General features: G+C 60.4%; 22 protein-coding genes. 8 read left to right on the top strand and 14 right to left on the bottom strand.

Annotation, left to right across the window (positions count from 1 at the left end):
* Window positions 1-10: 10 nt before the first annotated feature.
* From cueR to IFT60_RS17155, 4 genes are all read right to left on the bottom strand, one after another.
* On the bottom strand, window positions 11-571 hold the full coding sequence (gene cueR, locus IFT60_RS17140; protein WP_524537868.1) for a Cu(I)-responsive transcriptional regulator: 561 nt from the start codon (window positions 569-571) through the stop codon (window positions 11-13).
* A complete protein-coding gene (locus IFT60_RS17145) occupies window positions 572-3,064 on the bottom strand; it encodes a heavy metal translocating P-type ATPase (protein ID WP_192053726.1) in 2,493 nt (830 codons plus the stop codon). It abuts the gene before it with no gap.
* Between the two features lie 343 nt (window positions 3,065-3,407).
* Window positions 3,408-3,614: a heavy-metal-associated domain-containing protein gene (locus IFT60_RS17150; RefSeq protein WP_136222681.1), complete on the bottom strand. Its 207-nt coding sequence runs from the start codon at window positions 3,612-3,614 to the stop codon at window positions 3,408-3,410.
* A gap of 403 nt (window positions 3,615-4,017) precedes the next feature.
* Complete coding sequence (locus IFT60_RS17155; RefSeq protein WP_192053728.1) at window positions 4,018-4,416, bottom strand: DUF305 domain-containing protein; 399 nt, start codon at window positions 4,414-4,416, stop codon at window positions 4,018-4,020.
* Window positions 4,417-4,559: 143 nt separating this feature from the next.
* On the opposite strand from IFT60_RS17155, the gene IFT60_RS17160 reads away from it, so the two are divergent.
* From IFT60_RS17160 to IFT60_RS17190, 7 genes are all read left to right on the top strand, one after another.
* Window positions 4,560-5,069, top strand: coding sequence for a hypothetical protein (locus IFT60_RS17160; RefSeq protein WP_192053730.1), 510 nt, complete (start codon window positions 4,560-4,562; stop codon window positions 5,067-5,069).
* Window positions 5,070-5,550: 481 nt separating this feature from the next.
* Complete coding sequence (locus IFT60_RS17165; RefSeq protein ID WP_192053732.1) at window positions 5,551-6,966, top strand: TolC family protein; 1,416 nt, start codon at window positions 5,551-5,553, stop codon at window positions 6,964-6,966.
* 14 nt (window positions 6,967-6,980) lie between these two features.
* On the top strand, window positions 6,981-8,375 hold the full coding sequence (locus IFT60_RS17170; RefSeq protein WP_192053734.1) for a multicopper oxidase family protein: 1,395 nt from the start codon (window positions 6,981-6,983) through the stop codon (window positions 8,373-8,375).
* A gap of 25 nt (window positions 8,376-8,400) precedes the next feature.
* A complete protein-coding gene (locus IFT60_RS17175; RefSeq protein ID WP_192053735.1) occupies window positions 8,401-8,844 on the top strand; it encodes a DUF411 domain-containing protein in 444 nt (147 codons plus the stop codon).
* Window positions 8,845-8,871: 27 nt separating this feature from the next.
* Window positions 8,872-9,216 (top strand): copper-binding protein, encoded by a 345-nt coding sequence (locus tag IFT60_RS17180; protein ID WP_192053737.1) that lies wholly within the window; start codon window positions 8,872-8,874, stop codon window positions 9,214-9,216.
* A gap of 166 nt (window positions 9,217-9,382) precedes the next feature.
* Window positions 9,383-9,826 carry a YybH family protein gene (locus tag IFT60_RS17185; RefSeq protein WP_192053739.1) on the top strand — a complete coding sequence of 148 codons (444 nt, stop codon included), beginning with the start codon at window positions 9,383-9,385 and terminating at the stop codon, window positions 9,824-9,826.
* A 913-nt stretch (window positions 9,827-10,739) separates the two neighbouring features.
* Window positions 10,740-12,029 (top strand): type II restriction enzyme NmeDI-related protein, encoded by a 1,290-nt coding sequence (locus tag IFT60_RS17190; protein WP_192053741.1) that lies wholly within the window; start codon window positions 10,740-10,742, stop codon window positions 12,027-12,029.
* Window positions 12,030-12,089: 60 nt separating this feature from the next.
* Here the strand turns inward: IFT60_RS17190 and IFT60_RS17195 are convergent, their stop codons facing one another.
* On the bottom strand, window positions 12,090-12,773 hold the full coding sequence (locus IFT60_RS17195; RefSeq protein WP_192053744.1) for a c-type cytochrome: 684 nt from the start codon (window positions 12,771-12,773) through the stop codon (window positions 12,090-12,092).
* Between the two features lie 1,110 nt (window positions 12,774-13,883).
* Between IFT60_RS17195 and IFT60_RS17200 the strand changes: the two genes are divergently transcribed.
* Window positions 13,884-14,378 (top strand): DUF305 domain-containing protein, encoded by a 495-nt coding sequence (locus IFT60_RS17200; protein ID WP_229510951.1) that lies wholly within the window; start codon window positions 13,884-13,886, stop codon window positions 14,376-14,378.
* Window positions 14,379-14,453: 75 nt separating this feature from the next.
* Here the strand turns inward: IFT60_RS17200 and IFT60_RS17205 are convergent, their stop codons facing one another.
* The 9 genes from IFT60_RS17205 to IFT60_RS17245 form a co-directional block, all read right to left on the bottom strand.
* The gene (locus IFT60_RS17205; protein ID WP_192053746.1) at window positions 14,454-14,795 is read right to left on the bottom strand and encodes a CzcE family metal-binding protein; all 342 of its coding nucleotides are present in this window, start codon (window positions 14,793-14,795) and stop codon (window positions 14,454-14,456) included.
* A gap of 357 nt (window positions 14,796-15,152) precedes the next feature.
* Window positions 15,153-16,043, bottom strand: coding sequence for a CopD family protein (locus tag IFT60_RS17210; RefSeq protein ID WP_192053748.1), 891 nt, complete (start codon window positions 16,041-16,043; stop codon window positions 15,153-15,155).
* Entirely contained in the window at window positions 16,044-16,412 is a 369-nt protein-coding gene (gene copC, locus IFT60_RS17215; RefSeq protein WP_192053750.1) for a copper homeostasis periplasmic binding protein CopC, read from the bottom strand.
* Window positions 16,413-16,775: 363 nt separating this feature from the next.
* Window positions 16,776-18,182, bottom strand: a complete 1,407-nt coding sequence (locus IFT60_RS17220) for a heavy metal sensor histidine kinase (protein ID WP_192053752.1) — start codon at window positions 18,180-18,182, stop codon at window positions 16,776-16,778.
* Window positions 18,179-18,850 (bottom strand): heavy metal response regulator transcription factor, encoded by a 672-nt coding sequence (locus tag IFT60_RS17225; protein ID WP_192053754.1) that lies wholly within the window; start codon window positions 18,848-18,850, stop codon window positions 18,179-18,181. The genes IFT60_RS17220 and IFT60_RS17225 overlap by 4 nt, the downstream gene beginning before the upstream one ends.
* 322 nt (window positions 18,851-19,172) lie before the next feature.
* On the bottom strand, window positions 19,173-19,517 hold the full coding sequence (locus IFT60_RS17230; protein ID WP_192053756.1) for a four-helix bundle copper-binding protein: 345 nt from the start codon (window positions 19,515-19,517) through the stop codon (window positions 19,173-19,175).
* 125 nt (window positions 19,518-19,642) lie between these two features.
* Window positions 19,643-20,947 (bottom strand): copper resistance protein B, encoded by a 1,305-nt coding sequence (locus IFT60_RS26620; protein ID WP_229510952.1) that lies wholly within the window; start codon window positions 20,945-20,947, stop codon window positions 19,643-19,645.
* Complete coding sequence (locus IFT60_RS17240) at window positions 20,944-22,884, bottom strand: copper resistance system multicopper oxidase (RefSeq protein WP_192053758.1); 1,941 nt, start codon at window positions 22,882-22,884, stop codon at window positions 20,944-20,946. Before IFT60_RS17240 ends, IFT60_RS26620 begins: the two co-directional genes overlap by 4 nt.
* A 21-nt stretch (window positions 22,885-22,905) precedes the next feature.
* Complete coding sequence (locus IFT60_RS17245) at window positions 22,906-25,173, bottom strand: copper-transporting P-type ATPase (protein ID WP_374001143.1); 2,268 nt, start codon at window positions 25,171-25,173, stop codon at window positions 22,906-22,908.
* Between the last annotated feature and the right edge of the window lie 915 nt (window positions 25,174-26,088).

A 26,088-nucleotide genomic window follows, 5' to 3' on the forward strand; every position in this document is an offset into this window, starting at 1 on the left:
AAGCCTGTAACTAAAGGGTTGAGCGAGGCGATTCTGCCTCGCTTTTTTTATTCCTTTCCCTGCCGTGGGTGCGGCCGGGGCAGCAATTCCGGCGCCCTTGTGTCTGAACCAGGTCCTTCCCAGCGGGCGTCCGCGCGAGGCTTGCCGCAGGCCCCTGCTCTTCGGCCCTGTCCCCCAAGGTGGCGAGGATCGGACAATCCGGCCGCTCGTCGCCTGCGCAACAGTCGCTCAGGGTCTGCAAGGTATCGGCCATCAGACGTAAATTTCTGATCCGCTCTTCAAGGTCAGCGATATGTCCTTGCGCAAGGCGCTTGACGTCAGCGCTTTTGCGCGATCGGTCGTCCCACAAGCTGAGCAGTTCCACGATTTCCGTTACCGGGAAGCCGAGGTCCCGTGCACGCCGAATAAAACGCAGGCGATGCACGTCGACCGAGGTATAAGCCCGGTAGCCAGAGTCGGTGCGTGCCGGATGCGGAATCAGTTTGATCTCTTCGTAGTAGCGGATCATCTTGGCTGAAACCCTGGATGCGTTCGATGCCTCACCGATATTCATGTATTTCTCCCATTTCATTCATTCGTGTAATGGCGGCTTGAAGCCGCGCAGCCGCAACGCGTTACCGAGAACGAATACGCTGGACAAGGCCATCGCGCCGGCGGCAAACACGGGTGACAGGAGTACGCCGTATGCCGGGTACAGGATACCTGCCGCAACCGGGACAAGGGCGGTGTTGTAGGCAAAGGCCCAGAACAGGTTTTGGCGGATGTTGCCGATCGTTGCTTTTGACAGGGCGATCGCATTGGGGACGCCCTGCAGACTGCCTGACATGAGTACTACGTCCGCTGCTTCTACCGCGACATCGGTACCGGTTCCAATTGCCAGGCCGACGTCGGCTTCGGCCAGAGCCGGTGCATCGTTGATGCCATCACCTACGAACGCGACGGGACCATATGCGTCCCTGAGTCTCTGAATCGCCTCGACCTTCCCGGCAGGCAGCACTTCTGCGACAACCTCGTCAATGCCCAGGCGCGCCGCGATTGCGTTGGCGGTGCGCCTGTTATCTCCGGTGACCATGGCGACCTTCAGGCCCAATTGGTGCAAGGCAGCGATGGCGATGGGGGTGCCCGGCTTGATTGGATCGGCCACGGCGACAATCGCGGCCAGGCGACCATCGATTGCAGCATACAGTGGTGACTTTCCTTCCGCCCCCAGCCTCTGGGCCGTTTGCTCGATGCTTTCCACGTCCAGGCCAAGCAAGCGCATGTAGCGGTCGGCACCCACTTCTACGCGAATGCCATCCACCAGCGCCCGCACTCCCATGCCTGTGATGGATTCGAACTGCGTAATGGCCGGGATGTCGATCCCCTCTTTCTCAGTCGCCTCGACGATTGCACGGGCAATCGGATGTTCCGAGCGCGACTCGACCGCGGCGATGCGTGCCAGCACATGAGTGCGCTCAAAGCCGGCGCCAACCTCCAGATCCGTCAGGGCCGGCCGCCCTTCGGTCAACGTCCCGGTCTTGTCCAGCGCCACTACCCTGGCGTCTTTCAGAATCTGCAATGCCTCTCCCTTTCGAAACAGGACGCCCAGCTCTGCCCCGCGCCCGGTACCGACCATGATCGAGGTCGGCGTTGCCAATCCCATCGCGCAAGGGCAGGCAATAATCAGGACCGCCACGGCGTTCACCAGGGCGAAGCTCAGCGCTGGAGATGGGCCGAACGCTAGCCAGACCAGGAAGGTGGTCAAGGCGGCAGCCATCACTGCCGGCACGAACCACATGGTTACCTTGTCGACGACCGCCTGGATTGGCAACTTCGAGGCCTGCGCCTGTTCCACCAGGCGAATGATTTGAGCGAGTACAGTTTGTCCACCGACTGCGGTGGCGCGCAGGGACAGGGCGCCCTTCTGGTTGACGGTGCCACCCACGACCCCATCGCCGCGCGCTTTCTTTACCGGGACCGGTTCGCCTGTGATCATGGATTCGTCGACATAGCTGACGCCCTCGACGACTTCGCCATCGACCGGAATCCGTTCTCCCGGGCGTACCTCGAGCACATCGCCGACGACAACTTCCGCGACAGGTATGTCGGTGGCGCGGCCGCCGCGTACGACGTGGGCCACTTTTGCCTGCAAGCCAACCAACCTCTGGATGGCCTGCGAAGTGCGCCCCTTTGCCTGCGCCTCCAGGAATCTTCCCAGCAGGATGAGTGCCACGATCACGGCCGCCGCTTCGTAATACACGTTCACCGTACCTGCCGGCAGCAGGTGTGGCATGAAAGTGGCGACAACCGAATACGCATACGCGGCCAGTGTGCCGACCGCCACGAGCGAATTCATGTCTGGTGCCAGCCGCAGCAGTGCGGGGAGCCCCTTGGCATAGAAGCGGCGGCCGGGCACGAGCAATACCAGCGTCGTCAGCACGAACTGCAGTTGCCAGCTCAATCCTTGTCCGACGTTCTCCATCACCCAGTGGTGCATGGACGGTAGCAAGTGCGAGCCCATCTCAAGGATGAAGACCGGCAGTGCCAGGGCGGAGGCGATCAGCAGGTCGCGCTTGAGCGCCACTCGTTCAGCATCTTTCCTCGCTTCGGCGTTGTCATCGCCGGAAACGGTACCGGAATCGAGGTTCCTGGCTTCATAGCCAGCCTTGCCGATTGCGGCCAGCAGCGCTTCGGTCGCCGCGACGCCGCGCACCGTGGCACGCTCGGTGGCCAGATTGACCGTGGCCTGGCTGACGCCTGGCACAGCCTGCAGTGCACGCTCGACTCGCCCCACGCACGATGCGCAAGTCATACCCTCGACGGACAGCTCGATTGTCTGCGCAGGAACATCGTATCCGGCCTTTTCGATTGCCTGCACAAGAGCAGCACGGTCGACTGAACCGTGTCCGCTCGGCCGTACCTCCGCCCGTTCGGTAGCGAGGTTAACGGCGACGCTGCCGACACCGTGCACCTTTCGGAGGGCTGCCTCGACGCGGCCAACACAGGATGCGCACGTCATCCCCTCGATTGGCAAACTGATGGGTGATATGTTCGTGCCAAGCACCGTTTTGTTCGAAATGTCCATGTGTGGTCCTCTACCTTTTCCTCAACATGAAGACACGATGCCCCTTACCATCATGGGAAGGTCAAGTAGACTCCGTAAGATTTTTTGAGTGTGGCTTCGGGGCTGATCCAGTGTCAGTACACTAGGCTATATGGCCGGACGAACGCAGTGTCTCGTGCTGCCGGTAGCGGCGCGGTCTCCCAGCTGAACCAATGCAGGCAAGCCTGCTCCGGACTCGCTAGGCGCAGGTGCCGTGCATAGAACAATAACGGCATATGGCTGCGCCACGATCTGCCGAAATTGGTCCTTGGAGCAGGATCCGGCACGGACTGGGCGTGCCGGAATCGCTATCTCCCTTCTTGCGTTATGCGGTTGTGCTCGCAGTCACGGGATACCCCGCCTGCACCACGGCCGCCTTGACCTGATCGATACCGAGCGTGGTGTCGATCCGGACCTTTTTGCTGCCCAGGTCAACTTCCACCTTTGCAGCGCTGTCGACTGCTTGCACCGACTTCTTGACGCTATTGGCGCAACCGCCACAGGTCATGCCTTCAACTTGCAATTCGTACATTTGATACCTCCATTGGTTAACTGCAGGTCCACTTTAATCCTTCCCATGGTTGGAAGGTCAAGTACATTCTTTGGCGTTTTATGAATGGTGTTCTGCCGTGCTGGCGGGAAGGTTTGGACCCGGAAGACGACAACAGCCCTCCACATCCAGGTGCGGACAATTTGGACGAGCTCAAGGTGTATGTTCGAGATGCATACGGCGTTCATGCTGCCTGTGCGGCGGAACACTACGAAACTGGAGATGACGTAGCGCACGCTTGCAGTCTCTGTGCCGATCCCGGGTTCCGCTTCTCAGGACGCCCGGCCTTATACCGGTCGTAGCGGCATGTCAAAGGTGCACCGATTGATCGCTGATGCCTCCGCGCTAGCGGCGGCCCGTCGACTGACAGGCCGCGTGCCTGCGCTTACTTGCCCGACGCTTTATGCTTTTCCATCCACTGATCAAGCTTCTTGATTTCCTTGGTTTGGTCGGCAACGACCTTCTTTGCTGCCTGCAGCATTTGCTTGTCCTTGCCGTTCTTGATCTCGGCGTTTGCCATGTCGACGCCGGCCTGGTGGTGCGCGCGCATCATCATTGCGAAGTTGTGGTCAGGGTCGCCCGTCATTTGCATCGCCGACATTTTCTGATGCATCTCCTGCATCGTCTGCATCATTTCGTGACCGGCCATTTCGTGTTGCTGGGCCCCGGCAGCCGCTCCCGAGGTCGCGGTGCCATGCTGCGCATGCTCTCCCGTTTGCGCAAGCGCGCTACCCGACACCCCGATAAGGACGGCGAAGACGCCCGAGAACAGGGAAGTGCTCAACTTAGACTGTTTCATATAGTTCTCCTTAAGAATGATGACTCTTCCATACCGGCATTTGAAACTGGTATCCGTTCATTGTGGGTAGATGCTGCAAGTCACACCGTGCGTTGACGAACAATGATGGGGATCCGTTCGCAGGAGCGATGTCTTCAGTTCAATATCAGCAGAAAACTTTAGCCAGGCTTAAGCCGTTTCCGGGCAAAAACAGCCGTGCTATACTCGGCACATCCATGAACCGCTCGCTCAAGACATTCCTGATTTGGCTCCTGATGGCCATACTCCCGCTGCATGCAGTTGCTGCCAGCGTCGGGATGTCATGCGCGCCGGATTCCAGCCAGGTCAGCCATAAGGTCGAGCGCATCGATGCTGCCCACCCTGGCGCAGGCATTGAGATGCACGCCCATCACGGCGCCCATGCGAGTGGCGACAGCGGATCGGATACGCACGCTCAGCCTGCGAAGTTCGAGAAGCAGGCTCATTCATCCTGCAGCGCATGCTCTGCGCTCTGTGCCGGCGCGGTAGCGCCGCCGTCGGCCCTCCTCGCCGTCCCTGGCTTCGACGGCTCCGATGTCTTCCTCGCGTCGCCAATGGCGATGGTCCCGGGATTTATCCCGGACGGTCCTCAACGCCCTCCCCGGCGTCAATCCGCTTAATCGAAACAAGAGCTGGCCGCGCCATCCCATTGGCGCCGGTCATGCATCTTGCGCGTACACGCGTGCACACGCACGCCCCAGTTGCCGATTTTGAGGACTGACAATGAATCAGAAACTTTTGGCCGCCGCTTTTGGCGTCCTGCTGGCTGCGCCCCTTGGTGCGCTGGCCCAGCAATCCCTCCCTGCGCCTGACCCTTCCGATCCGCATGCGGCCGCGCCAGCGATCGCGTACGAGTCGGCAATCGCCCGCCCGGCGCAGCCGACCCAGGACGCACAACCAACGCCTGACAAGGCATGGCGTGCGGCGAACGACGCCCTGGCGGCTCCGTCCGGGCATGCCGGACATGGCGCGCCGCAGGCAGAACAGTCCGGGGACAAAGGCGCCGCAACTGCGCCTGTGCACGCCGGCTCGCCGGATGGCCCGCCCCCCCAGCCAGCGCCTGTCGATCACAGCAAACACCATTAAGCGAAGGCGACAATAATGACAAAACAGTCCTCTCTTCCCCCACTCCGCGCCATCGCTGCGAGCGCCCTGGTACTGGTCTTGAGCGGTTGCGCAACGTTCTCGCAGGACGGCGGCCTCGATTCAGTATCCGCCCTTACCAAGGAACGCACGGGGCAAGATGTGCGCTTGCCGAAAGCCACCGGGAACGCCGATCCGGCGCGAGAAGAACTCGCCCGGCTCATGAAGTCTCCTCTTTCTGCAGACGATGCGGTGCGCATCGCGCTGCTTAACAACCGCGGCCTGCGCGCGTCGCTCGCCGGACTGGGTGTGGCCGAGGCCGATCTGGTCCAGGCTGGCCGGATGAGCAATCCGAGTTTCAGCTTCAGTCGCATGTCGGGTGGCGGGGAAACCGAGATCGAACGCAGTGTGATGTTCGATCTCGTCGGCCTGGTGACCATCCCGATCCGCCGCGATATAGAGGCCCGCCGCTTCGAAGGTGCCAAGCTGGTCGCCGCCCTTGATGCCGTTAACCTGGCCGCGGACACGCGCAAGGCCTGGTTCACGGCAGTCGCGGCAAGCCAGTCGGCACGCTATGCCGACCAGGTACGCGAGGCTGCGCAGGCAAGCGCCGAACTGGCCCAGCGCATGGCCAGGGTTGGCAACCTGAGTGCGCTGGACCAGGCACGCGAACAGGCCTTCTCGGCCGAGGCGACGGCTCAACTTGCACGGGCGCGGCACAATGCGACCGCCGCGCGCGAACAGCTTGCCCGCCTCATGGGGGTATGGGGCGAGCATACGGCATTCCAGTTACCCGAGCGCCTGCCGGATCTGCCTGCGGCTCCCCGCGAAGCCGCCAATATCGAATCGCTGGCCATGGAGCAACGCCTCGACGTGCGCCTGTCCAGACTCGACACCGAATCGACTGCCCGCGCGCTCGGTCTGACGAAAGCAACGGGCTTTATCAACGTGCTCGACGCCGGTTATGCCAACACCAGCAAATCGGGTTCCCCGCGCGAGAACGGCTATGAGGTCGAGCTCGTGCTGCCGATCTTCGACTGGGGCGGCGCACGTGTCGCCAAGGCGCAATCGCTGTACATGCAGGCCGTACACCGCACAGCGCATACCGCAACGGTGGCACGCTCGCAGGTGCGGGAAGCCTATTCGGCCTACCGGACCACCTATGACCTGAGCAAGCAGTACCGCGACGAGGTCGTCCCCCTGCAGAAAAAAATCTCGGAGGAGACCCTGCTTCGCTACAACGGCATGCTCGCGAGCGTGTTCGAGCTGCTGGCCGATGCCCGTACCCAGGTCACGGGCGTGAATGCAGCGATCCAGGCCCAGCGCGATTATTGGCTTGCCGAGACCGACCTGCAAGCAGCCATCAACGGCAGCGGCGGGGCGTCGGTATCGCTCGGCGCATCGAGCGCCGCCGAAGCCGCACCCGAACATTAAACAAGGATTAGCAAATGAGTTCTCGTCGAGATTTCTTCAGCGGCGCCGCAGCACTGGTTGGTGCCGGCCTCGTAACCCGCGCCGGCGCCGCCACGCTGCCGGAAGCGCCAAGCATGAGCAGTGCGGCGACCCAGCCGCCGCTGGTGCCGCCAAACGGACGCCCCTACAACCCGGTCGTCACCCTGAACGGCTGGACCCTGCCCTGGCGTATGAATAACGGTGTCAAGGAGTTCCACCTCATCGCCGAGCCGGTGGTGCGCGAAATTGCCCCCGGCATGAAAGCGAACCTGTGGGGCTACAACGGCCAGAGCCCGGGTCCGACCATCGAAGTGGTCGAGGGCGACCGGGTACGTATTTTCGTGACCAACCGCCTGCCCGAGCACACCAGCATCCACTGGCACGGACAGCGGCTGCCAAACGGCATGGACGGTGTCACCGGGTTGAATCAGCCAGGCATTCAGCCAGGTAAAACCTTCGTTTATGAGTTCGTCGCCCGCCGGCCCGGCACCTTCATGTACCACCCGCACGCCGATGAAATGGTGCAGATGGCAATGGGAATGATGGGGTTCTGGGTCACACACCCCAAGGATCCGCGCCAGCATGCGGTCGACCGCGACTTCGTCTTCCTGCTTAACGCGTATGACATCGAGCCGGGCAGCTACACGCCGCGGGTCAATGAGATGACGGACTTCAACCTATGGACGATCAACAGTCGCGCCTTTCCCGGCGTCGACACGATGAACGTGCGCCAGGGAGATCGCGTGCGCATCCGCGCAGGCAATCTGACGATGACGAACCACCCGATCCACCTGCACGGCCACGAGTTCGAGGTGACGGGCACCGATGGCGGCTGGACCCGGCCGGAGTCGCGCTGGCCCGAGGTCACCACCGATATCGCGGTCGGGCAGATGCGCGCGATCGAATTCGTCGCAACCGACTTGGGGGACTGGGCCTTCCACTGCCACAAGTCGCACCACACGATGAACGCGATGGGACACAGCGTGCCGAACATGATCGGTGTGGACCATCGCGGCGTCGCGGAAAAGATTTCGAAGCTCGTGCCGGACTACATGGTCATGGGCGACAAGGGGGGATCGATGGGCGAAATGGAAATGCCGATTCCGGACAACACACTGCCGATGATGACTGGCCAAGGGCCTTTCGGCGGTGTCGAGATGGGCGGCATGTTCACAGTGCTCAAGGTTCGCAAGGACCAGAAGCCGGGCGATTACAAGGACCCCGGCTGGTACAAGCATCCGGCAGGCACCGTGGCCTACGAATGGAAAGGCGAGGCACCGGCCGTAGTGCGTAGCGGCTCGGCCGGCGGCCAGGCAATGCCCGCCGCGGGCAAGGGGCCGGAGGTCGAGGTGACCGTGCGCAAGCCGGCCGGCCACCAGGGACACCACTGATCACATCACGAAAAGGAGCAATCCGATGATTCGACGAATCCTTAACCGCGCCGCACTGGCTGCGGCCTTGTGCATCCCGGCGGCCGCCATGGCGGCGGCCCCTGTCATCGACGTCTACAAGAGCGAGTACTGCGGCTGCTGCGAGGAATGGGTCAAGCACCTCGAAGCGAACGGCATCAAGACCCGTGTGGCCAACGTTGCGAATCCTTCGGACTACCGCGAGCGCGGCGGCATTCCGGACGCGCTTGGTTCCTGCCATACCGGAATGGTGGGCGGCTATGCCATCGAAGGCCATGTGCCGGCGTCCGAGATCAAACGGCTGCTCGCGGAAAAACCAAAAGCCAAAGGATTGGCGGTACCCGCGATGCCGCTTGGCTCGCCCGGCATGGAAGGTTCGCGCAAGGATCCGTACGACGTTCTGCTGGTGCAGGCCGGCGGCCGTACGTCTGTATACAAGCATTACAACTGACCAAACCCAACCACGAAAGGAATCGACATGAACGCAATTTCCAAACTCGCAATCGCTCTCGTCATGGCAGCTGGCGCAGCAGCCGCCTCCGCGCAGGAACACGCGCACGGCGGCCACGAGGCCCATGCCGGCCAGCAGGCGGCAGCGCCGACGCTGGTGGACGCTGAAGTGAAAAAGGTCGACAAGGAGGCGGGAAAAATCACGCTTCGTCACGGTGACATCACGAACCTGAACATGCCGGGTATGACCATGGCATTTCGCACGAAGGACGCGGCGATGCTGGACCAGGTAAAGGCCGGCGACAAGGTCACCTTCGCAGCTGAGCGCGTCAATGGGGCGTTCACGATTGTCCAGCTGCAGAAAGCGCAGTAATCGACGAGGCAGGGCCAACGGCCGAGCAGGCGGAAGTGCGGAGCATTCCGCACGCGTGCCTGCGGACGGAGGCTTCAGGCTGGTTGCGGTGCGGGTGGCCGCAACCCCCCCGGTCCGGTTTCGACGCCAACGGCGTCGAGCCGTCTCCTCACTACAAGGAACGAAAATGATTAAAAAAACGACAACAGGACTCTTTCTGGCCGCCGCGATGACGGGTGCATCGGCAGGCACCCTTGCCGCCTCGCCCACCGAGGCGCTTGCGGCCTTCCATGATGCCCTCGTCGCAGGAGACAAGGCCCGGGCTACCGGCCTGCTGGCAGCCGACATCGCCATCTACGAGGCCGGTCATGTAGAACGCTCCCGCGAGGAGTACGCGGGCCACCACCTCGGGGGCGACATGGAGTTTGCGAAGAACTCGACGCGCAAGGTACTCAAGCAAAGCGAGCGCGTCGACGGCAACACAGCGATCGTGTGGCAAGAAACCGAGACGACTGGCAACCTGCGCGGTACGGCTATCCGCATGCTCGGGACTGAAACGGCCGTTCTACAGAAAAAGGACGGCGCATGGTCGATCGTCCATGTGCACTGGTCCTCCCGAAAAGCAAAGTAAAGCGGGCCATGCCCCGATCGTGCCCCTCGGGACCGATCGGGAGCGCCCCGGGCACTGACGCACCTATATCTTGAAGTCGTCGTACGCTACATTGGCGTCGTCCACCCCGAGAGAATGCAGCATCGTCCGGGTAGCCGACAGCATCCCCGGCGGACCGCACACGTAGAACTCGAGTGCACCGATATCCGGTTAGGTGCGCAGCAGCCCTTTCCGCACTGCTTCATGTACGAGCCCGCTGCACATGCCAGGTTGCGCTGGTTCCTCGGACCAAGAGCAGGTGCCATTGGAAGTTGGCGTGCTGTTCGGCGAACGCTTGCATTTCCTCGACATTTGGTGAGGGCCCGCAGGGTTGAACGCCTGGCCGTTTTTCAGTCCACCGCAGCGAAACACTTACTGCTACCCCGGCGACAGAAGGTGCTAACCGTTGCAACGGATATCGCAGTTGAAATGCGCGTGCAAAAATAGCTGTTCGCGCCACAACATATTAGAGGTAAACAGTGGAAACGCTTATTGTTCCGGATTCCGTTATGGAGCTGCTTGCCATGGCAGCCGGCATTTTGGCCATCGTTGTAACTGGTTTCGTCGTGTACAGTGTCTATACAAGGCGTACCAGACGCAGGATATTGAAAGCAGCCAAGTCCTCGCAACCAGCACAGCGCGAAATCCGGACCGCTTCGGGGCGCAGGAAGAAACGCAAGTGAGGTGCGGAGAAGGCACAGCCCTGGCTTAAAAAGTGGACGTTCAAGAGAGCGAAGCTCCTGCGGCATGCGGACTACCCAGCTTTTCGCACAAATGGTGAATGTCATTTTCATGGCAATCGAGCGGTGCGCCATACCGTCCAGGCTCTGACGGCCCCATTTTCCATTGCTCGGCGTTACAATGTATTTTATTTACCGAACGACCGGAGTCATTTTTGAGTCTCGACACAGGTGCCCCAACCGTACACCAACAGCAGCGGTTAATCGAGCAATGGCGGGCAGACAATGGCGGTTCCTACCAGACCTGGTTCATGTGGGACGAACGCCTGAAGAACTTCCGATCGATTCGGAGGGGCCTCCAGGTCGTTGTAAAGGAAATACGCGAGAATACCTTTGGCGTAGCCTACCGGGGCTCATCGCTCGAAACCGTCGTCCATTCGATTGCTGAACAGCGCCAGATATTCAAAGGAGCCGATCATGCGTTCCTGTGGAAACCAAAACTACGGATCCCCGACATTTACGAGAGCCGGAACAATCAGCTCGCTTTCGGGCGATTTCTCGACACCTGTTTGTGTTGCGAGCGTGAAGACGACGTCGTCAAGGCTGTTCAACTTCTGGACAGTGTGCAGATCAAAGGGCTGGGTCCTGCGTGTGCCAACCTGCTGTACTTCCTGCATCCCACCATTGTCCCTCCCAACAATACCGCGATCGTCAAGGGTTTCAACGCATTGTTTGGTGCGAATGTGAAACTCGGTCGTTGGAGTGAATATCTGGCGATGCGCCGGCGCGTTATCGAATTCAACGAGACGCATCGCAAGCTGCTGTCCAATGACCTGGGCGCAGTCGCAGGCTTGCTGTTCGATATCGGGACGGGGCGCTACGCACTGGAGGCCGGCAGCTCTCTCTCGGTAGACTGGAAAGCAGACCTGGCAAAGGTGCATCAGGACAGCGCCGCTGCGACGAAGGCAAGGCTGGCGGCGTTGGAAAACGACCAGAGTCATACGCAGGTCCAAGGATGGCTGCGAGATCTTGGCGCGTCTCTCGGATACCGGGTCTGGATCGCAAATAACGACAAGGGGCGGGAATACGCCGGTGGCAAGCTCGGCGACCATTGTCTCACTGAGCTTCCTCAGTTCATTCGCTCGAGCCCGGCATGCGACACGATCGCACTCATTGACGTTCTCTGGTTGGATCCGGGAAGCGGAAAGATCGCGATGGCGTTTGAAGTCGAGCACAGTACAAGCATTTACTCCGGCATCGTCCGGATGCTCGATCTCGCCCTTGGGGTTCCGGAACACGACGGATCGACGTTCTTCCTGATTGCCCCGGACGCACGCGAGCAGGATGTCCGCAACCAGTTCGCTCGTCCGGCCTTTTCCCGGGTCAGCGGACTCGACGTGCGCTACATCAGTTATGGAGAGCTGGCCAAGCATCGCGACGCGATAGCGCGTTTCGGCCACGGCGCGAAAGGCGTGTTGGCAATTTCGACCCCGCTGACGAGCTAAGTCGATCCGTTGCAGTCAGTCTGGCTTGTTCCGTACACGTCCCGTACTTCGGGACGTGGCTCAGTGTGCGTGCTCAGCTTCGGGCGCTGGCTTGGGGGACGTCGCATGGTCCATGTCTGGCATGCCGCCTGGATGTTCGCCCTCCCCTTCGGCATGCCCCTCTCCAGCGTGCGCGTCTTCGCCCGATCTGCCTTCGTCATGACCCGCGCCTGCACCGGCATGGGAATGTCCAGAGCTCTTGGCAACCATAGCGCGATACCCTTGGGCATCGAGATCCGGCAGTTGCTGCAGGAACCCGACCATATTCCAGATTTCTTCGTCGTTCATGCTTTTGCCCCAAGCCGGCATACCGGATGTTTTTATCCCATGCTTGACCGCCCAAAACGCGTGTCCTGGTTCAACGCGGGCTTTCGAAAGGTTTGGGGGGGCCGGATATAGACCCCTGCTCAGCTCGGTCTCTGCCATACCCGGGGCCAAATGGCATTGCGCACACATGGCGTTATAGTTTCCCGCGCCCTTGACTGTCCGGCCAGGGTCCTGAAGGACAGGTACTTTGATACTTTGCGCGCGTACCTCGATCGAGCGTTCGCGCATATAGTCGAGCAACGAATAGACTGGTGCGGAATGTTGCGCGTCGGCGCCGAAGTTGTACACGCCAAAATGCGCGAACAGGGCAAAAATCAGAGCGCCGCCTGCAAGTAGGACTGCGGTCGTCCCCAGGATGTGTTTGGTGATCGGTTTCATTCGCTCTTTCTGTTTCCATTTACTTCATCACGGGGGAGCATTCTCGGGGACCAGGCGTTAAGGTGATGGCCATCGGGCGTCGGCAGCGAGGCGCATTCGCATCTGCGATCCTTGGCGCCGTCATCGAGCTCATGGACGGCACGAGATGCGTCTTCTGAATTTTGTGCAAGGCTTGACGATACTATTTTGACGGCGCCTCCTTCATTCTTTCCGTGCGCAAGCGCACGATAGGTGAGTTTCACCGGTGCGTTTCGTAATGAAGGAATCTGGAAGCTGGCACGGTCCGTAACACTTGATTCAACTTGCGGGCCAGCTTCCCATAGGCCAAGAATGCGACCTCGACTCGGTTGTTGACGCAGCAGTATCGTGCGAACCATCAATTTTGCATGTGCTAAATTATCTAGCATGCGCCCATTTGTTCGACTCCTCATGTTTTGGATACTGATCGCGTCTCTGCCCGTGCAAGGCATCGCTGCCTCGGTTATATCGGCATGCACGATGGAGCACGGAGTTACCGTCATTCCATATCCGGGAACGATAGCTCACGGCGATGAGTCCGAGATGATGACCCTCCATGTGGCGGAGCTTGCCAGCTCCCCTGTCACTCACCAGAATATGCCTTGTGAACATGGGGCGCATCAGAAGCACTCGTCCTGCCGAATCTGCAGTTCCTGTTGCACAGGCGTGTCAGCACCCCCACCGTTCGCAATTCCCTTTTCCCTGAGTGCCCATTTTGTGAACGATACCGTTCCCACGATCTCTTCGTTTACGGGTTGGATTCCGTCCCGTATCGAGCGGCCGCCGCGCGTGTAAGTCACCCATCCCATCCGTCGGCTAACCGTGAGCTGGCTGTGCCAACTGCTCACTGTTCTCCGCCATTAATGCTAATGCAAGACGCGGCCGATTGTGCTTCCGCTCGTGTTCAATGTCGCCTGGATTGGCTGGCAACGAATAAGTCGGTTGCTGTGCGAATGCGGCTCCCGTGCCGGCCACGAAAACGAAGTTTGAGGAGTATTACTCCCGAAGACTCGCTTCGAAATACGGGCTGTGATGACGCCGACGATGTCATCCGGCGCCGCTCAGATCGATAAACTCAAAAAGGAGAAAGACATGAAAGAATCACACGCGCATCATCAAGACCACGCAATGGCAGCAATGAAGTACACGACATTCGCAAAAATGATCGTTGTTGGAACTGCCATCATGTTCGGACTGATGTATCTGAATACCTATGCAGTTGATCACATTTTTTTCAGCGAAACAAGGGCTTTCATGGCACTCATCATGGGTGCCACGATGGCGATTGTGATGCTCGCGTTCATGTGGAAGATGTATCCGAACAAAGGGACCAACATTGGAATCCTTGTGGCAAGCGTCGCGGTATTTCTTATATCACTGTGGTTAGTCCGCAGCCAAGCGACGGTGGACGATCGAGCCTATATGCGCGCCATGATCCCCCACCACTCGATTGCCATCCTGACCAGCGAGCGCGCGAACATTACTGACCCGCGAGTTCGCAAACTCGCTGATGGGATCATCGCCGCTCAGAAAAAAGAAATTGGAGAAATGAAGGAATACATCCGTGATTTGGAGAAACAAAATTAATTAGTGATAAGTGGTTTTCCAACTGCCGGGTGCACGGGTGGGACGCCCGGGTTCCCGGCGTTGGCCTTGTGTGTATCAGTTCTGATAAAGCGGATTCGGCCCGACAAACACTTGTACTGCATGTGTATTTGTCCCTTTCGGAGCGAACAGCGATAGATCAAGCCAACCTTGGGGACGTTCCGTGTCGAACTGCCATGCAAAGGCTTTCCCGTCGACTTCAAACTTGACGATGTCCCCCTGATTCACATTTACATACCGTGTCTGCGGAGCAATCGTGACCGTGCGTGTTGCGGCGGCAATAGGCGCCGTCATTCCGAGCTTGCTCATCTCCTCGTGCGGGCCGTCATGTGCATAAACGGCCGGTGCAAGAGCTACAGCGGAGAAAAAAGCTACGAGTCGTTTTGTAGAGTAAAACATTTTTGTTTCCTTAGAGTTTCCTGATTAAATACAGCGTGCCCACGAAATAATTATAGGTAGCAAAGGGAACGGCTCAATTACTCGGACATTACATTCAAATTACGTCACGAAGGATATGGCCAATTCCCATTGTTAATTTTCCAAGCGTGGTGGCACAGAGCGCGACGTGACTGCCCCTTGGTACAGACGAACAGAAAACAAGCACTCCGCCGGTTCAGTATCCCCAGCTGTGCACCCCCAGATTGGATGGCTAAAAAAACGGCCACGCCGCTTGACTGCGGACGTGGCCGGCGAATTTTGCAACTGAAGTGATTCGGACTGTAATCGGCAGGTCGAGCGTCTGTCGGCACACGACAATCACATCGCGCTTGGAGGCTGCTGCGAGACGAGGTACGCGGCGGCGGCGAGCGCGCCGAGAACCGCCACGGCTTCCAGACGCAACACGAAGCGTACGGTGCGCTGGCCCTCAGCCGAGTTGGTGGCGGCCGGCAGACCAAAGAACTTGTTATAGCCGCCCAGCGCGATAGCGAACACTACCAAGATTACTTTCACCAACAGCGTAATGCCGTAGTCGGTGCCGACCAAGTGCTCGGCAGTCCCGACACGGTGCCAGGCACTGTATAGACCCGTAGCGACAATGGCCGTCACCGCGACCATGGCCGCGTTGGACATTGCGTCGAGATAGGCAGACATCTTTGCTCTGTCCACCTTCACGCGGTCCAGGACAACCCACCCCGACACCATCACCATGCCGACCCAGAGCGCGATCGCAAACAGATGGATGCTTTCAGCGGCAAGCGGCATGCTCAAGAACCCCTCCTCGCCCGCATGCCCCATCGAGGCCCGGGTAACAGTGAACACGCCAAGCAGCAACAAGACTGCCCCATCCGCAGCGCGACCGGAACGATCGATGAGCCGACACAGAAGCAGTAGCGCGATCGCCGCCAGGCCAACAGCCCCGGCGTGCCCGAGCGAGGTCGTGGCAAGCATTGTCCAGAGCATTGGACCTGCTTCAGCCAGCTGGAATCCGCCCATGACGGCGGTAGCAGCCCAGAATGCAGCCGCGCTCGATGCCACTACCAATCCCGCTGCCGCAAGGTCGAGCTGACGCAAGACCTCCTGGTAGCTCGCCGGGGGTACGTTCGCGGCTTGAAGCCAGCGGCGCCCAAACCAGGAACCGACCAGCCAGGCAAAGCCGAAGTCGACCAGCCAGGCTGAGGTCACCTGCAGCAGCGCAACGCGATCCAATTACTTCACCGTGAACGAGAACTGGCCGGTGCGACGATGCCCATCGTGGCCCGCTACTGCCCACTTGACGGTGTAGGCGCCGGCAGCCAGCGTCGGGGTCTCAAGACGCAGGACGGCCGGATTATCGGCATCCACCGTGGCCTTGGCGGTGGTCACGGCTTTGCCCGTACTGTCGTTGAGGCTGACAGTGCTGAAGGCCTGCTCGATTTTCTCGTTGAAGGTCAGCGAGATCTGTTTCGGTGCGGTCGCGACAGTGCTGCCTGCGAGAGGATCCGAGGCCTTCAAGCTGGCGTGGGCCGACGCAAACGGGCTTGCAAGTACTGATGCCGCGAATGCCGATGCAATCATGATCGATTGGAATGCTTTCATCTTGTTACTCCTTGGTTGATGGTCTACCGGATGGGGTGCGGACGTGGCACCCCATCGCTCCTTCGCTACATGCCTTGCTGCAGGCATATAAATTTTCATGAAGCTATTATAGGGAGCCCGTCATACGGGTAAATTACCCAAACATTACATTCGCATTACAACGAGGGCCAACCGGATGGAGTGGTCAAGGGGGCAATGGCATTGGCGCCGTATCGGTAGCTGCCGGAATACCAAAGTGTGGTACTTGTCTAATAACGAGTCAGGATCAGCCCGGCAGGACTCTATGCACGAGCCGATATCCGCGACGTATAGCAGCATCGAACTTGAGCTATCGGGTCGAAACATCAGCGTGTGCAGGGCAATTTAAGTTTCCGTCCGGCGATCAGGGAAAAACAGTTCGAAACGGGTCAACCCTTGCTCGCTGCTTGCACTGACCCGGCCCCGGTGGAGCGTCATGATGGACCGAACGATCGCCAGTCCCAGGCCTGCCGACCTGGCTGCACTCGAGCGCGAACTGTCAGCCCGGTAAAACCGGTCGAACAGCCGTGGCAGGTCGGCGGCGCTGATGCCGACGCCGGGATTAATGACCGCTATGCGTATCCCGCCGTCCGCTGCGGAGGCTTCGAGCCGGATCGTGCCGCCTTTGGGCGTGTACCGGACCGCATTAGCGACAAGATTGTTCACCGCGCGCCGCAGCAGGTGCAGGTCTGCAAGGACGGTGCCGCTCGCTCGGACTTCGATACCGATCCCCGCTTCCGCCGCTGGGGCCTCGAAATACTCCGCGATCTGCTCGAGCGCCTTGTTCGCATCGAGCAGATCGGTGCTCAGCGATATTTCTTCGTGGTCCGCCCGCGCCAGGAAGAGCATGCTCTCCACCATGCGCGCCAGGCGCTCGAACTCTTCATGATTCGATGACAGCAGGTTCTGGTATTCCTCGTTCGACCGCGGCTGGGACAGTGCAACCTGCGTTTGCACCATCAGGTTGTTGAGCGGTGTGCGCATGTCGTGTGCCAGATCGGCAGAAAACTGCGACAGGTGTTCGAAGCTTTTTTGGAGACGGTCAAGAACGGCGTTAAAGGCATCAGCCAGCACGAGCAACTCATTTGGGGCGCTCGCCGCGTCGAGCCTCACGGCGAGGTTATTCGCCGTCACGTTTCTGGCCTGGTCAGCCAGTCGCCATACCTGCCGCAGACCGCGCTTTACCAGCAGAAAACCCATCAACGCGGTAAGAATGGCTCCCCCGATCACCGCGGCCATCACTTTCAGGCGATATGCTGCGAGCAGCGCGGAGCGGTCATAAGGCGTCCTGGCCAGAACGATGCGCACCACACTCCCGTCAGCAGCCTCGCCCAGCGCCGTCAATATCCTCAGCCCTCCGCCTCCGACCTCGTTTTCGCCAATCACATCATTTGCAGCCGGCGCACGCGTTGTAGCGACGGCTTTAGCCGGGACCGTAAAGTTCCTCTGCCCGACATTGCGCAGCAGAGGCTGCCCATCGATCGTTTCGATCACAAGAAGGTAGCCCCCATGGATGTCGACAGCGTCCAGGAACTGGTGGGGAGTCTTGCCCACGTCAGTCACCGTCGCGGTTTCGTCGAGCAGGTGGCGTATCAACGAAATCCTGTCAACCAGGTCGGCATCGTCACGCTCTTGCAGCTGGCGCGCCAGCGCCTGGTACAGGACAATACCGACGGCAGCGAATACCACGACAGCAATCGCCGCGAACAGCGCCCCGAGTTGCATCGTAAGGGAACGCTTCCAGACACTCATCCCCGGTCTTCCAGTACATAGCCCATGCTGCGCACCGTATGGATGAGCTTCGCGCTATACGGGTCGTCGATTTTTGCGCGAAGCCGCCGGATCGCGACGTCGACGACGTTGGTTTCACTGTCGAAGTTCATGTCCCAAACCTGCGAAGCGATGGCCGAACGCGACAGCACCTGTCCCGCGCGCTGGGCCAGCAGGTGCAGCAAGGCGAACTCCTTTGCGGTGAGATCGATTCGGTTTCCCATCCGGATTACGCGATGTTTCGGTACATCGATCTCGAGGTCGGCAATCTGTAGGACTTCGAGTTCACGTATGGGCCCACGCCGCAGCAGCGTCTTGATCCGGATGAGTAGTTCAGCAAAAGCAAACGGTTTGACGAGATAGTCGTCCGCGCCCAGCTCGAGCCCCTTGATACGATCAGCGAGCGCGTCCCGTGCGGTCAGGAACAGAACCGGCGTATCGACGCTCTTCCTCAGCGCACTAACGACCTGCCATCCGTCAAGTCCAGGGAGCATGACGTCCAGCACAATCAGATCGTAATGCATGGCAGTGGCCGCAGCGAGTCCTTCTGTTCCGCTCCGGACCAGGTCGACAACGAAGCCCGATTCGCTCAATCCCTTCTGAAGATAATCACCTGCTTTAGGCTCATCCTCGACAACTAATAGACGCATGTTCACCCCGTAACACTATTTAGGCCAGGCGTATTTTAGCGGCCACACGCAAGAGAAACATGGCAGCAGGATGACTCGATTATTACATCGGGATGACAGCCTCATTACAGCGTGCACCTTCGCGCGCAGGGAGCTTCGAAAAGGACCAGGACAGAGGTCCTCGAAAGCGCGGGCAGCTGCGGGGAACAGCAGACAGCTTCTCTGAGAATCGACTGCGTGAAGCCGCCGTCCCATTGCTTCCCAGCTAACCGGGACAGGGCCACGCTGTAACTCTACCGGAGAGCACCTCGCGGCCCTGTTGCCATGCCAATGGTTCCTTGAATCAGGCGTTCGCGCCCATCGAACCCATCCGGCGGCACTCCTCGGCGCAGCGGCGGCAAGCAGCGGCGCAATCCTGGCAGTGCTGCATTGAGTGCTTGGCGCACTCGTCCGCGCACATATCGCAGATCGCGGCGCAGGCCTGGCAAATCACATTTGCCGCCGGGCCTCCACGAGCCATGACCGCAGCAGCGACCCGGCAGATCTGCGCACAATCGATGTCCAGCGCAATGCAGCGGGCCATCATCTTGACGTCGTCCTCCTGCAGGCAGGCCGACGCACACATGTCGCAGGCGTCGGCACAGTCGTTGCACGCGGCGATACAGGATTCGAATTGTTGGTTATGCATGATGTTGCTCCTTTGTCGAAATGAATTGAATGAACAATGCCCTTTCAGGTACATCGGCGGCATCACCACAGGCGCGCCTCCGGACGCGCCCTGGCCTGTCGCTCTCGATCTCTTTCGTAAATCGGTCAATACCAGATGCGTAATCCGGCAACAGCACGGAACGTCGTAGCGTCCTCGCCGCGTGCTCTTGCCAGGTCGGCGGTGCTGCCGACCCTGCGGTTCCATGTGACGCCGACGTAGGGCGCGAACTGGCGCCTGATCTCGTACCGCAGGCGCAGGCCGAACTCGATGTCGGACAGGCCGGTCCCCGTTCCGCGACCTGGATCGGCACGGCTGTACAAATTGCCCTCGAGCTGAGGCTCGAGGATGAGCCGTTGCGTGAACAGCAATTCGTAACGGGCGTCGAACCGGGCAGCAAATTCGCCTCCAGGCCGCGCGTAGGCAGTTGCCTCCACGTCGAACCAGTACGGTGCCAGGCCGCGCACGCCGGCAGCAAACCAGTTGCGGGACTCTCCCCCGCCCGTATCGTGGCGTACGCCGAGCTGCGTGCTCCAGAAGGGGGCAAAGGCGTGATCCCAAAGGGCCTCGGTGCGCAAGGACTCGAGCCGGCCACCCGTACGCTCGCCCTCGGCCTTCAGCCACACTTTGTTGTAGTCCCCACCGTACCAGGCTTCAGCGTCGAGATTCTGGCCATGCTCGCCGTCCCCGCGCGACAGTTCGGCGTTGTCGATCAGCACGCGCCCGAAGGGCATGTCGTCCATCATCTCGTTGCCGGGCAGGTTGGCGTTACGCGTTCCTTCGCCGTAGGCGTTCGGGTCGCGTGCGTCGGCAGGCGCTTTACCTCCCTGCATCGGCCCCATCTGCATCGAGCCCATCTGCATCGAGCCCATCGAGCCCGCAGTGCCATGCGTCATCGCTTGCTGCGCCGCCGCCCCCGACGAGGTTTGCGCCGACGGGGGCATCGTCATTTGCGAGTGATCCATGCCCGACTGATCCTTCGCCGGCTGTTCGCCGGTGGGCGTGGTTGAATCGAGCTGCTGCGGCATCGAGTGGTTCATCTGCGAGTGGTCCATGCCCTGCATCGTCTGCTTCTGCTGCTGCGACATCGGTGCTGGCGGCGCCTGTGCAGGGACCGGCATCTTCATCTGCGAGTGGTCCATTCCGGAGTGGCCCATGCTCGACTGGTCCTTCGCCGGCTGCCCTGCTGCGGGCTTCCTGGCCTTGGACTGCCGCGGCTTGGACTGGTTCATCTTCGAATGGTCCATCTGCGAATGATCCATACCGGTCATGCCCTGGAGAGGACCATCCTGCAAGATGCCTGGCGGATTTGCGGCCTGAGGTGCGGCCGACTGCGCCTGCGCGTATTGATTGGCGGCGAGCGCGCAAAGGAGCAGCGGAAGCCCTCCCCTTGTCATCATTGGCTTCTTCATGATACGACCACCTCCCTGAACATTCCCGCCTCCATGTGGTACAGCAAGTGGCAGTGGTAAGCCCAATGGCCTGGGGCGTCGGCGGTGACCCGATAGGTGACGCGTTGCGCCGGCTGGACATTGATCGTGTGCTTGCGTACCTGAAACTGTCCGTCAGGCGACTCCAGCTCGCTCCACATCCCGTGAAGGTGGATAGGGTGGGTCATCATCGTGTCATTCACGAGGACGATGCGCAGGCGCTCTCCGGCGCGGAAATGAATTGGCGTCGCTTCCGAGAACTTCTGTCCATCGAACGACCACATGAACCGGTTCATATTGCCGGTCAGGTGAAGCTCGATCTCGCGTGTCGGTTCGCGTGGATCGATCGGCCCGCCGATCGTACGCAGGTCCGCATAGGTGAGGACGCGGCGCCCGTTGTCTCGAAGGTTAATGCCCGGATCGTCGAGATTGGTACGGGGCATGTCGACATGCATGTCGACGCCAGGACCATACTCCGTCTTGGCGTGCGTGACCTTCGGCGTTTGCCCCGAATGCTGCATGCCAGCGCCCATCGGCATGTCCTGCTTCGAACCCGTCTGCATGCCCGCCATCTTGCTGTGGTCCATGCCTGGCATGTTCATGCCCTCCATCTTGCTATGGTCCATTCCCTGCATCTTGCTGTGGTCCATGCCCTGCATCGCCATACCTTCCATCTTGCTATGGTCCATGCCCTGCATGCTGCCCGCTCCTTGACCCTTTTTTTGGTCCATGCCCGGCATGTCGGCCATCCCGGCCATCCCGGCCATCGACATGGAACCCATCATGTCTGTCATCGTCAGCCATCCGGCCGGATCGACTTCCGGTACCGGCGCCTGCATGCCGGCCCGGGGGGCCAAGGTTGCGCGGACAAAGCCGGAACGACCGATCGACTGCGCAAAGATCGTATAAGCCTTGTCGTCCTGGGGTTCGACGATCACGTCATAGGTTTCAGCAACGGAAATACGGAACTCATCGACGGGAACCGGCTCGACATCCTGGCCGTCGGCCGAAACCACCGTCATCTTCAGGCCCGGAATTCGAACATCGAATATCGTCGTCGCCGCGCCGTTAATAAACCGCAGACGCACTTTTTCGCCTGGCCGGAACAGCCCTGTCCAGTTCTTCGTCGCCGGCATCCCGTTGATCAGGAAATGCAGGCCTCCGCTGACATTGCGGCTCGCCGTTACATCGCTGAAGTCGGTCGGCATCATGCGCATGCGGTTCCACATCTTGCGCTTGTCCACGGCGGGGCCGAGGCCCATCGACCTGACATCGCTTACAAAGTCCCCAAAAGTCGGCTGGTTGCTGGCGAAGAAGTCACTCATCTTTTTCAGGTTCGCGAACACCCGCTCGGGGTCTGAATCGGTCCAGTCGGACAGCATGACGACGTAGTCGCGATCGGTCGGTACCCGCTCGCCCCCCTTGGGTGTGATGACAATCGGGCCGTAGAGTCCAGTCTGTTCCTGGAAGCCCGAGTGGCTGTGGTACCAGTAGGTCCCGCTCTGTTTGACCTCGAAACGATACACGAAGGTCTCCCCCGGATGGATGCCCGAAAAGCTTATTCCGGGAACCCCATCCATCTCTGCCGGCACCAGAATGCCGTGCCAGTGGATCGAGCTCGTGTCGGGCAGGCGGTTAGTCACTCTCAGGGTGACCGTGTCGCCTTCGCGCCAGTACAGGGTGGGCGCCGGTACTCGGCCATTGACGGCAGTTGCCAGCCGTTGGGCTCCCGAGAAATTGACGGGCGTCGCTCCGATCTGGAGATCGAACTCAGTTCCCCTTAGGGCCCCAGGATCGGTCTCGGCGGCAAACAGCCGCGCCGGACTGAGCCCGGCAACGCCGGCCGCAGCTCCCACTCCTTGCAGGATGCGGCGGCGCCAGGTATTGACGCCGCTTCCTGCACTATCATCGTGTTGCATGAATCCTCCCTCTTCGATTAATTAAGCACTTGGTGTTGGTACGCTCTGTGCACTGGTGCCGCCGCGCAGGCGCAATGCGTTGGTAATGACTGATACGGAGCTCAGGCTCATGGCCAGGGCCGCGATCATTGGCGAAAGGAATTGACCCGTGACCGGGTACAGCAGACCGGCGGCCAACGGGATGCCAAGCGCGTTGTAGACGAATGCGAAAGCCAGGTTCTGCCGCATGTTGCGCACGGTCGCGACCGATAACTCGCGTGCTCGCGCGATCGAGCGCAGGTCGCCTTTAACCAGGGTCACATGGGCGCTATGGATCGCGACGTCGGTCCCCGTTCCCATTGCGATCCCGACGTCGGCCTTGGCCAGTGCCGGCGCATCGTTGATGCCGTCACCGACCATCGCGACGATCTTGCCCTGCCTTTGCAGGCGTTCAACGAGCTCGAGCTTGTCCCGCGGTTTCACTTCGCCATGAAATTCTTGAATACCCAGCTTTGCTGCAACGCTGGCGGCCGTCGCCACGCCGTCGCCGGTTGCCATGACGATGGACAGGCCGGACTGGCGCAGGCTTGCCAGGGCTTCCGGCGTCGACGCCTTGATCGGGTCCGACACTGCAATTAAGCCGGCAAAGCGTTGGTCGACCGCTAAATACATGACGCTGGCTCCATCCCGGCGCAGGCTGTCCGCCTCGGCGGCCAGGGGGTGGACATCGGCACCTTCGGCCTGCATCAGGGCGGTGTTCCCCAGTGCTACGCGGCGGTTGTCGATCATGCCGGTGACACCGATGCCAGTGGACGACTCGAACTGCGCGGATGCCGACAAGCTCATTTGCCGACCCCGGGCTTCTGTAACGATCGCGTCAGCAAGCGGGTGCTCGCTGCCCTGGTCCAGGCTGGCCGCAATGCGCAGCACCTCGTCCGGGTCGAAGTCCGGGGCCGCCAGCACCCGGTCGAAGGCTGGCTTTCCCGCGGTGAGCGTGCCGGTCTTGTCGACGACTAGAGTATTCACCTTGCGCATCGCCTCAATCGCGGCCGCGTCCCGGTACAAGATACCCTGGGTGGCGGCGCGGCCGGTCGCGGCCATGATCGACATGGGCGTTGCCAGGCCCAGGGCACAGGGGCACGCGATAATCAGCACGGATACGGCGTTAACGAAGCCGTAGCTCCAGCTAGCCCCTGGTCCCCATACGCCCCACCCGACCAGCGTCAAGAGGGCAATGACGACGACGACCGTCACGAAGTATCCGGCGACCTGGTCTGCGAGGCGCTGCAGCGGCGCCCGCGAGCGCTGTGCCTGGGCAACAAGCTGCACGATCTGGGACAGGACGGTCTGGGCACCGATGCGCTCGGAGCGAATCACCAGGCTGCCGTTCGTGTTTAGCGTTGCGGCAATGACCTTGTCGCCTGGTTGTTTCACTACGGGAACCGGCTCGCCTGTCAGCATGGACTCATCGACCGCACTTGTCCCCTCGACGACTTGGCCGTCGACGGGCACCTTCTCGCCAGGGCGTACTCGCAGCATGTCGCCCACGTGCACGTGGCTGATCTGAACGTCCTCCTCGTTTCCGTCGGAACCGATCCGTCGCGCAGTTTTTGGCGCCATGCCCAGCAGCGACTTGATCGCCGCCGACGTCTGGGACCGTGCACGCAATTCCAGTATCTGTCCCAACAAAGTCAGGGACACAATCACGGCCGCGGCCTCGTAGTACACACTGGCTCGGCCATGCGATCCGAATTGCTCCGGGATGAGTTGCGGCGCGACGGTTGCTACCACACTGTAGATAAAGGCGGCCAGCACGCCCAGGCTGATCAGGGTCCACATGTTTGGGCTTCGGTTGGCCACGGACTGCGCACCTAACCTGAAGAACGGCGCGGCTCCCCACAACACAACCGGCGCACTGAGCGCCAATTCAATATAGTTTTGGTAGGGCAGCCCCTCCGGTACGAACTGATGGACTCCCATGGCCAGCGCCGTCACGACGACCGTCAAAGGCAAGGTTACCCAGAACCGCCGCCTGAAATTCACGAGTTCAGGGCTTTCGCCTTCATCGAGCGCCGGCATAACCGGTTCAAGCGCCATGCCGCAGATGGGGCAATTCCCCGGGGCATCGCGGCGGATTTGCGGATGCATGGGACACGTAAACACGCCTCCGGCAGAGTCCCCATCAATGTTGGCGTCCCGCTGCGGCTCCGCTACCACAACTGAAGATGCGGCGTGTTCATGATGGCGATCGGCATGGCTGTGCTCATGCCCGTGCTGGTGGTCGTGCGTAGAATGGTTCTTCATATTCATCTCCCTTGAGCCATAGCCGGAAACACCAGCGGATGCTCGGCGGACCACCGGGATCCTTACCGGTTCTCTGATCGGGCATACTGCGCCGCACCGGCGCTAGCGGGCAGCATCAGGACGTTTGGCTGTACATGGTTCGCGATCCGGCTGCAACGCCTGCAGGGCATGCGGATACCAAACCGTATGGAAAGCGACGGCAGGCTACTGCTGGATGCGCTTCCTGAAACGATGTTCAGCCGGCGAAGGAGGCCGCGTAACGTGGAGGTCGCTCTATGCGAGCGGAGATGAACCCGGTGAACGGGTCGGAAGAAGGGAGAAGAACGACGCTCGATGGAGCGCCGGTTGACGCGAACCCGGCGACGGAGGGCGGCGCAAACGCGCCAAAAGTGCAGCCCGCGCAGTGGCTGCACGAACTCTTGTGCACGGAGCCTTGCGTGGACTGGTCATGCCCATCACTGTCTCGCACACCCACCTGCGAATAGTCCTTGCTTTCCATTGCCATCGCTGACTCATCGCATGGCTGGGAACCGTTTACTGAAGCACTGGACATTCCACGGTGCGCCATGGCGCACGGCGGCATGATGGCGGCTGCCATACCTTGGACAGGTAGCCAGGCCATCAACAGCCATAGAACGAAATGTCGCAGACGCTTACTCATACGGCGAATTTAGCACATATGAAAATAGCATTGCCGCACAATACGGTGATTCAAGGCCCTGTGCGGCAACTCGAGCAGCGCGTCGGCAAGAACGCTGAGATCCCCGCTTCGTACTGGGCCTATCTCCACAGATGTTGGAGTCCGCTTGGGTAGATGTCGAAAGTTAAGCGCCGGGCTTGCCGCGGTTGCCAATCTCCTGCATCGGCGCGCTGGCCGAAACGGGATATTCGCTCGGCCGCAGCAAGATCCACTACGGTCCG

Source organism: Massilia sp. CFBP 13721 (assembly GCF_014842025.1).
Lineage (GTDB): Bacteria > Pseudomonadota > Gammaproteobacteria > Burkholderiales > Burkholderiaceae_D > Telluria.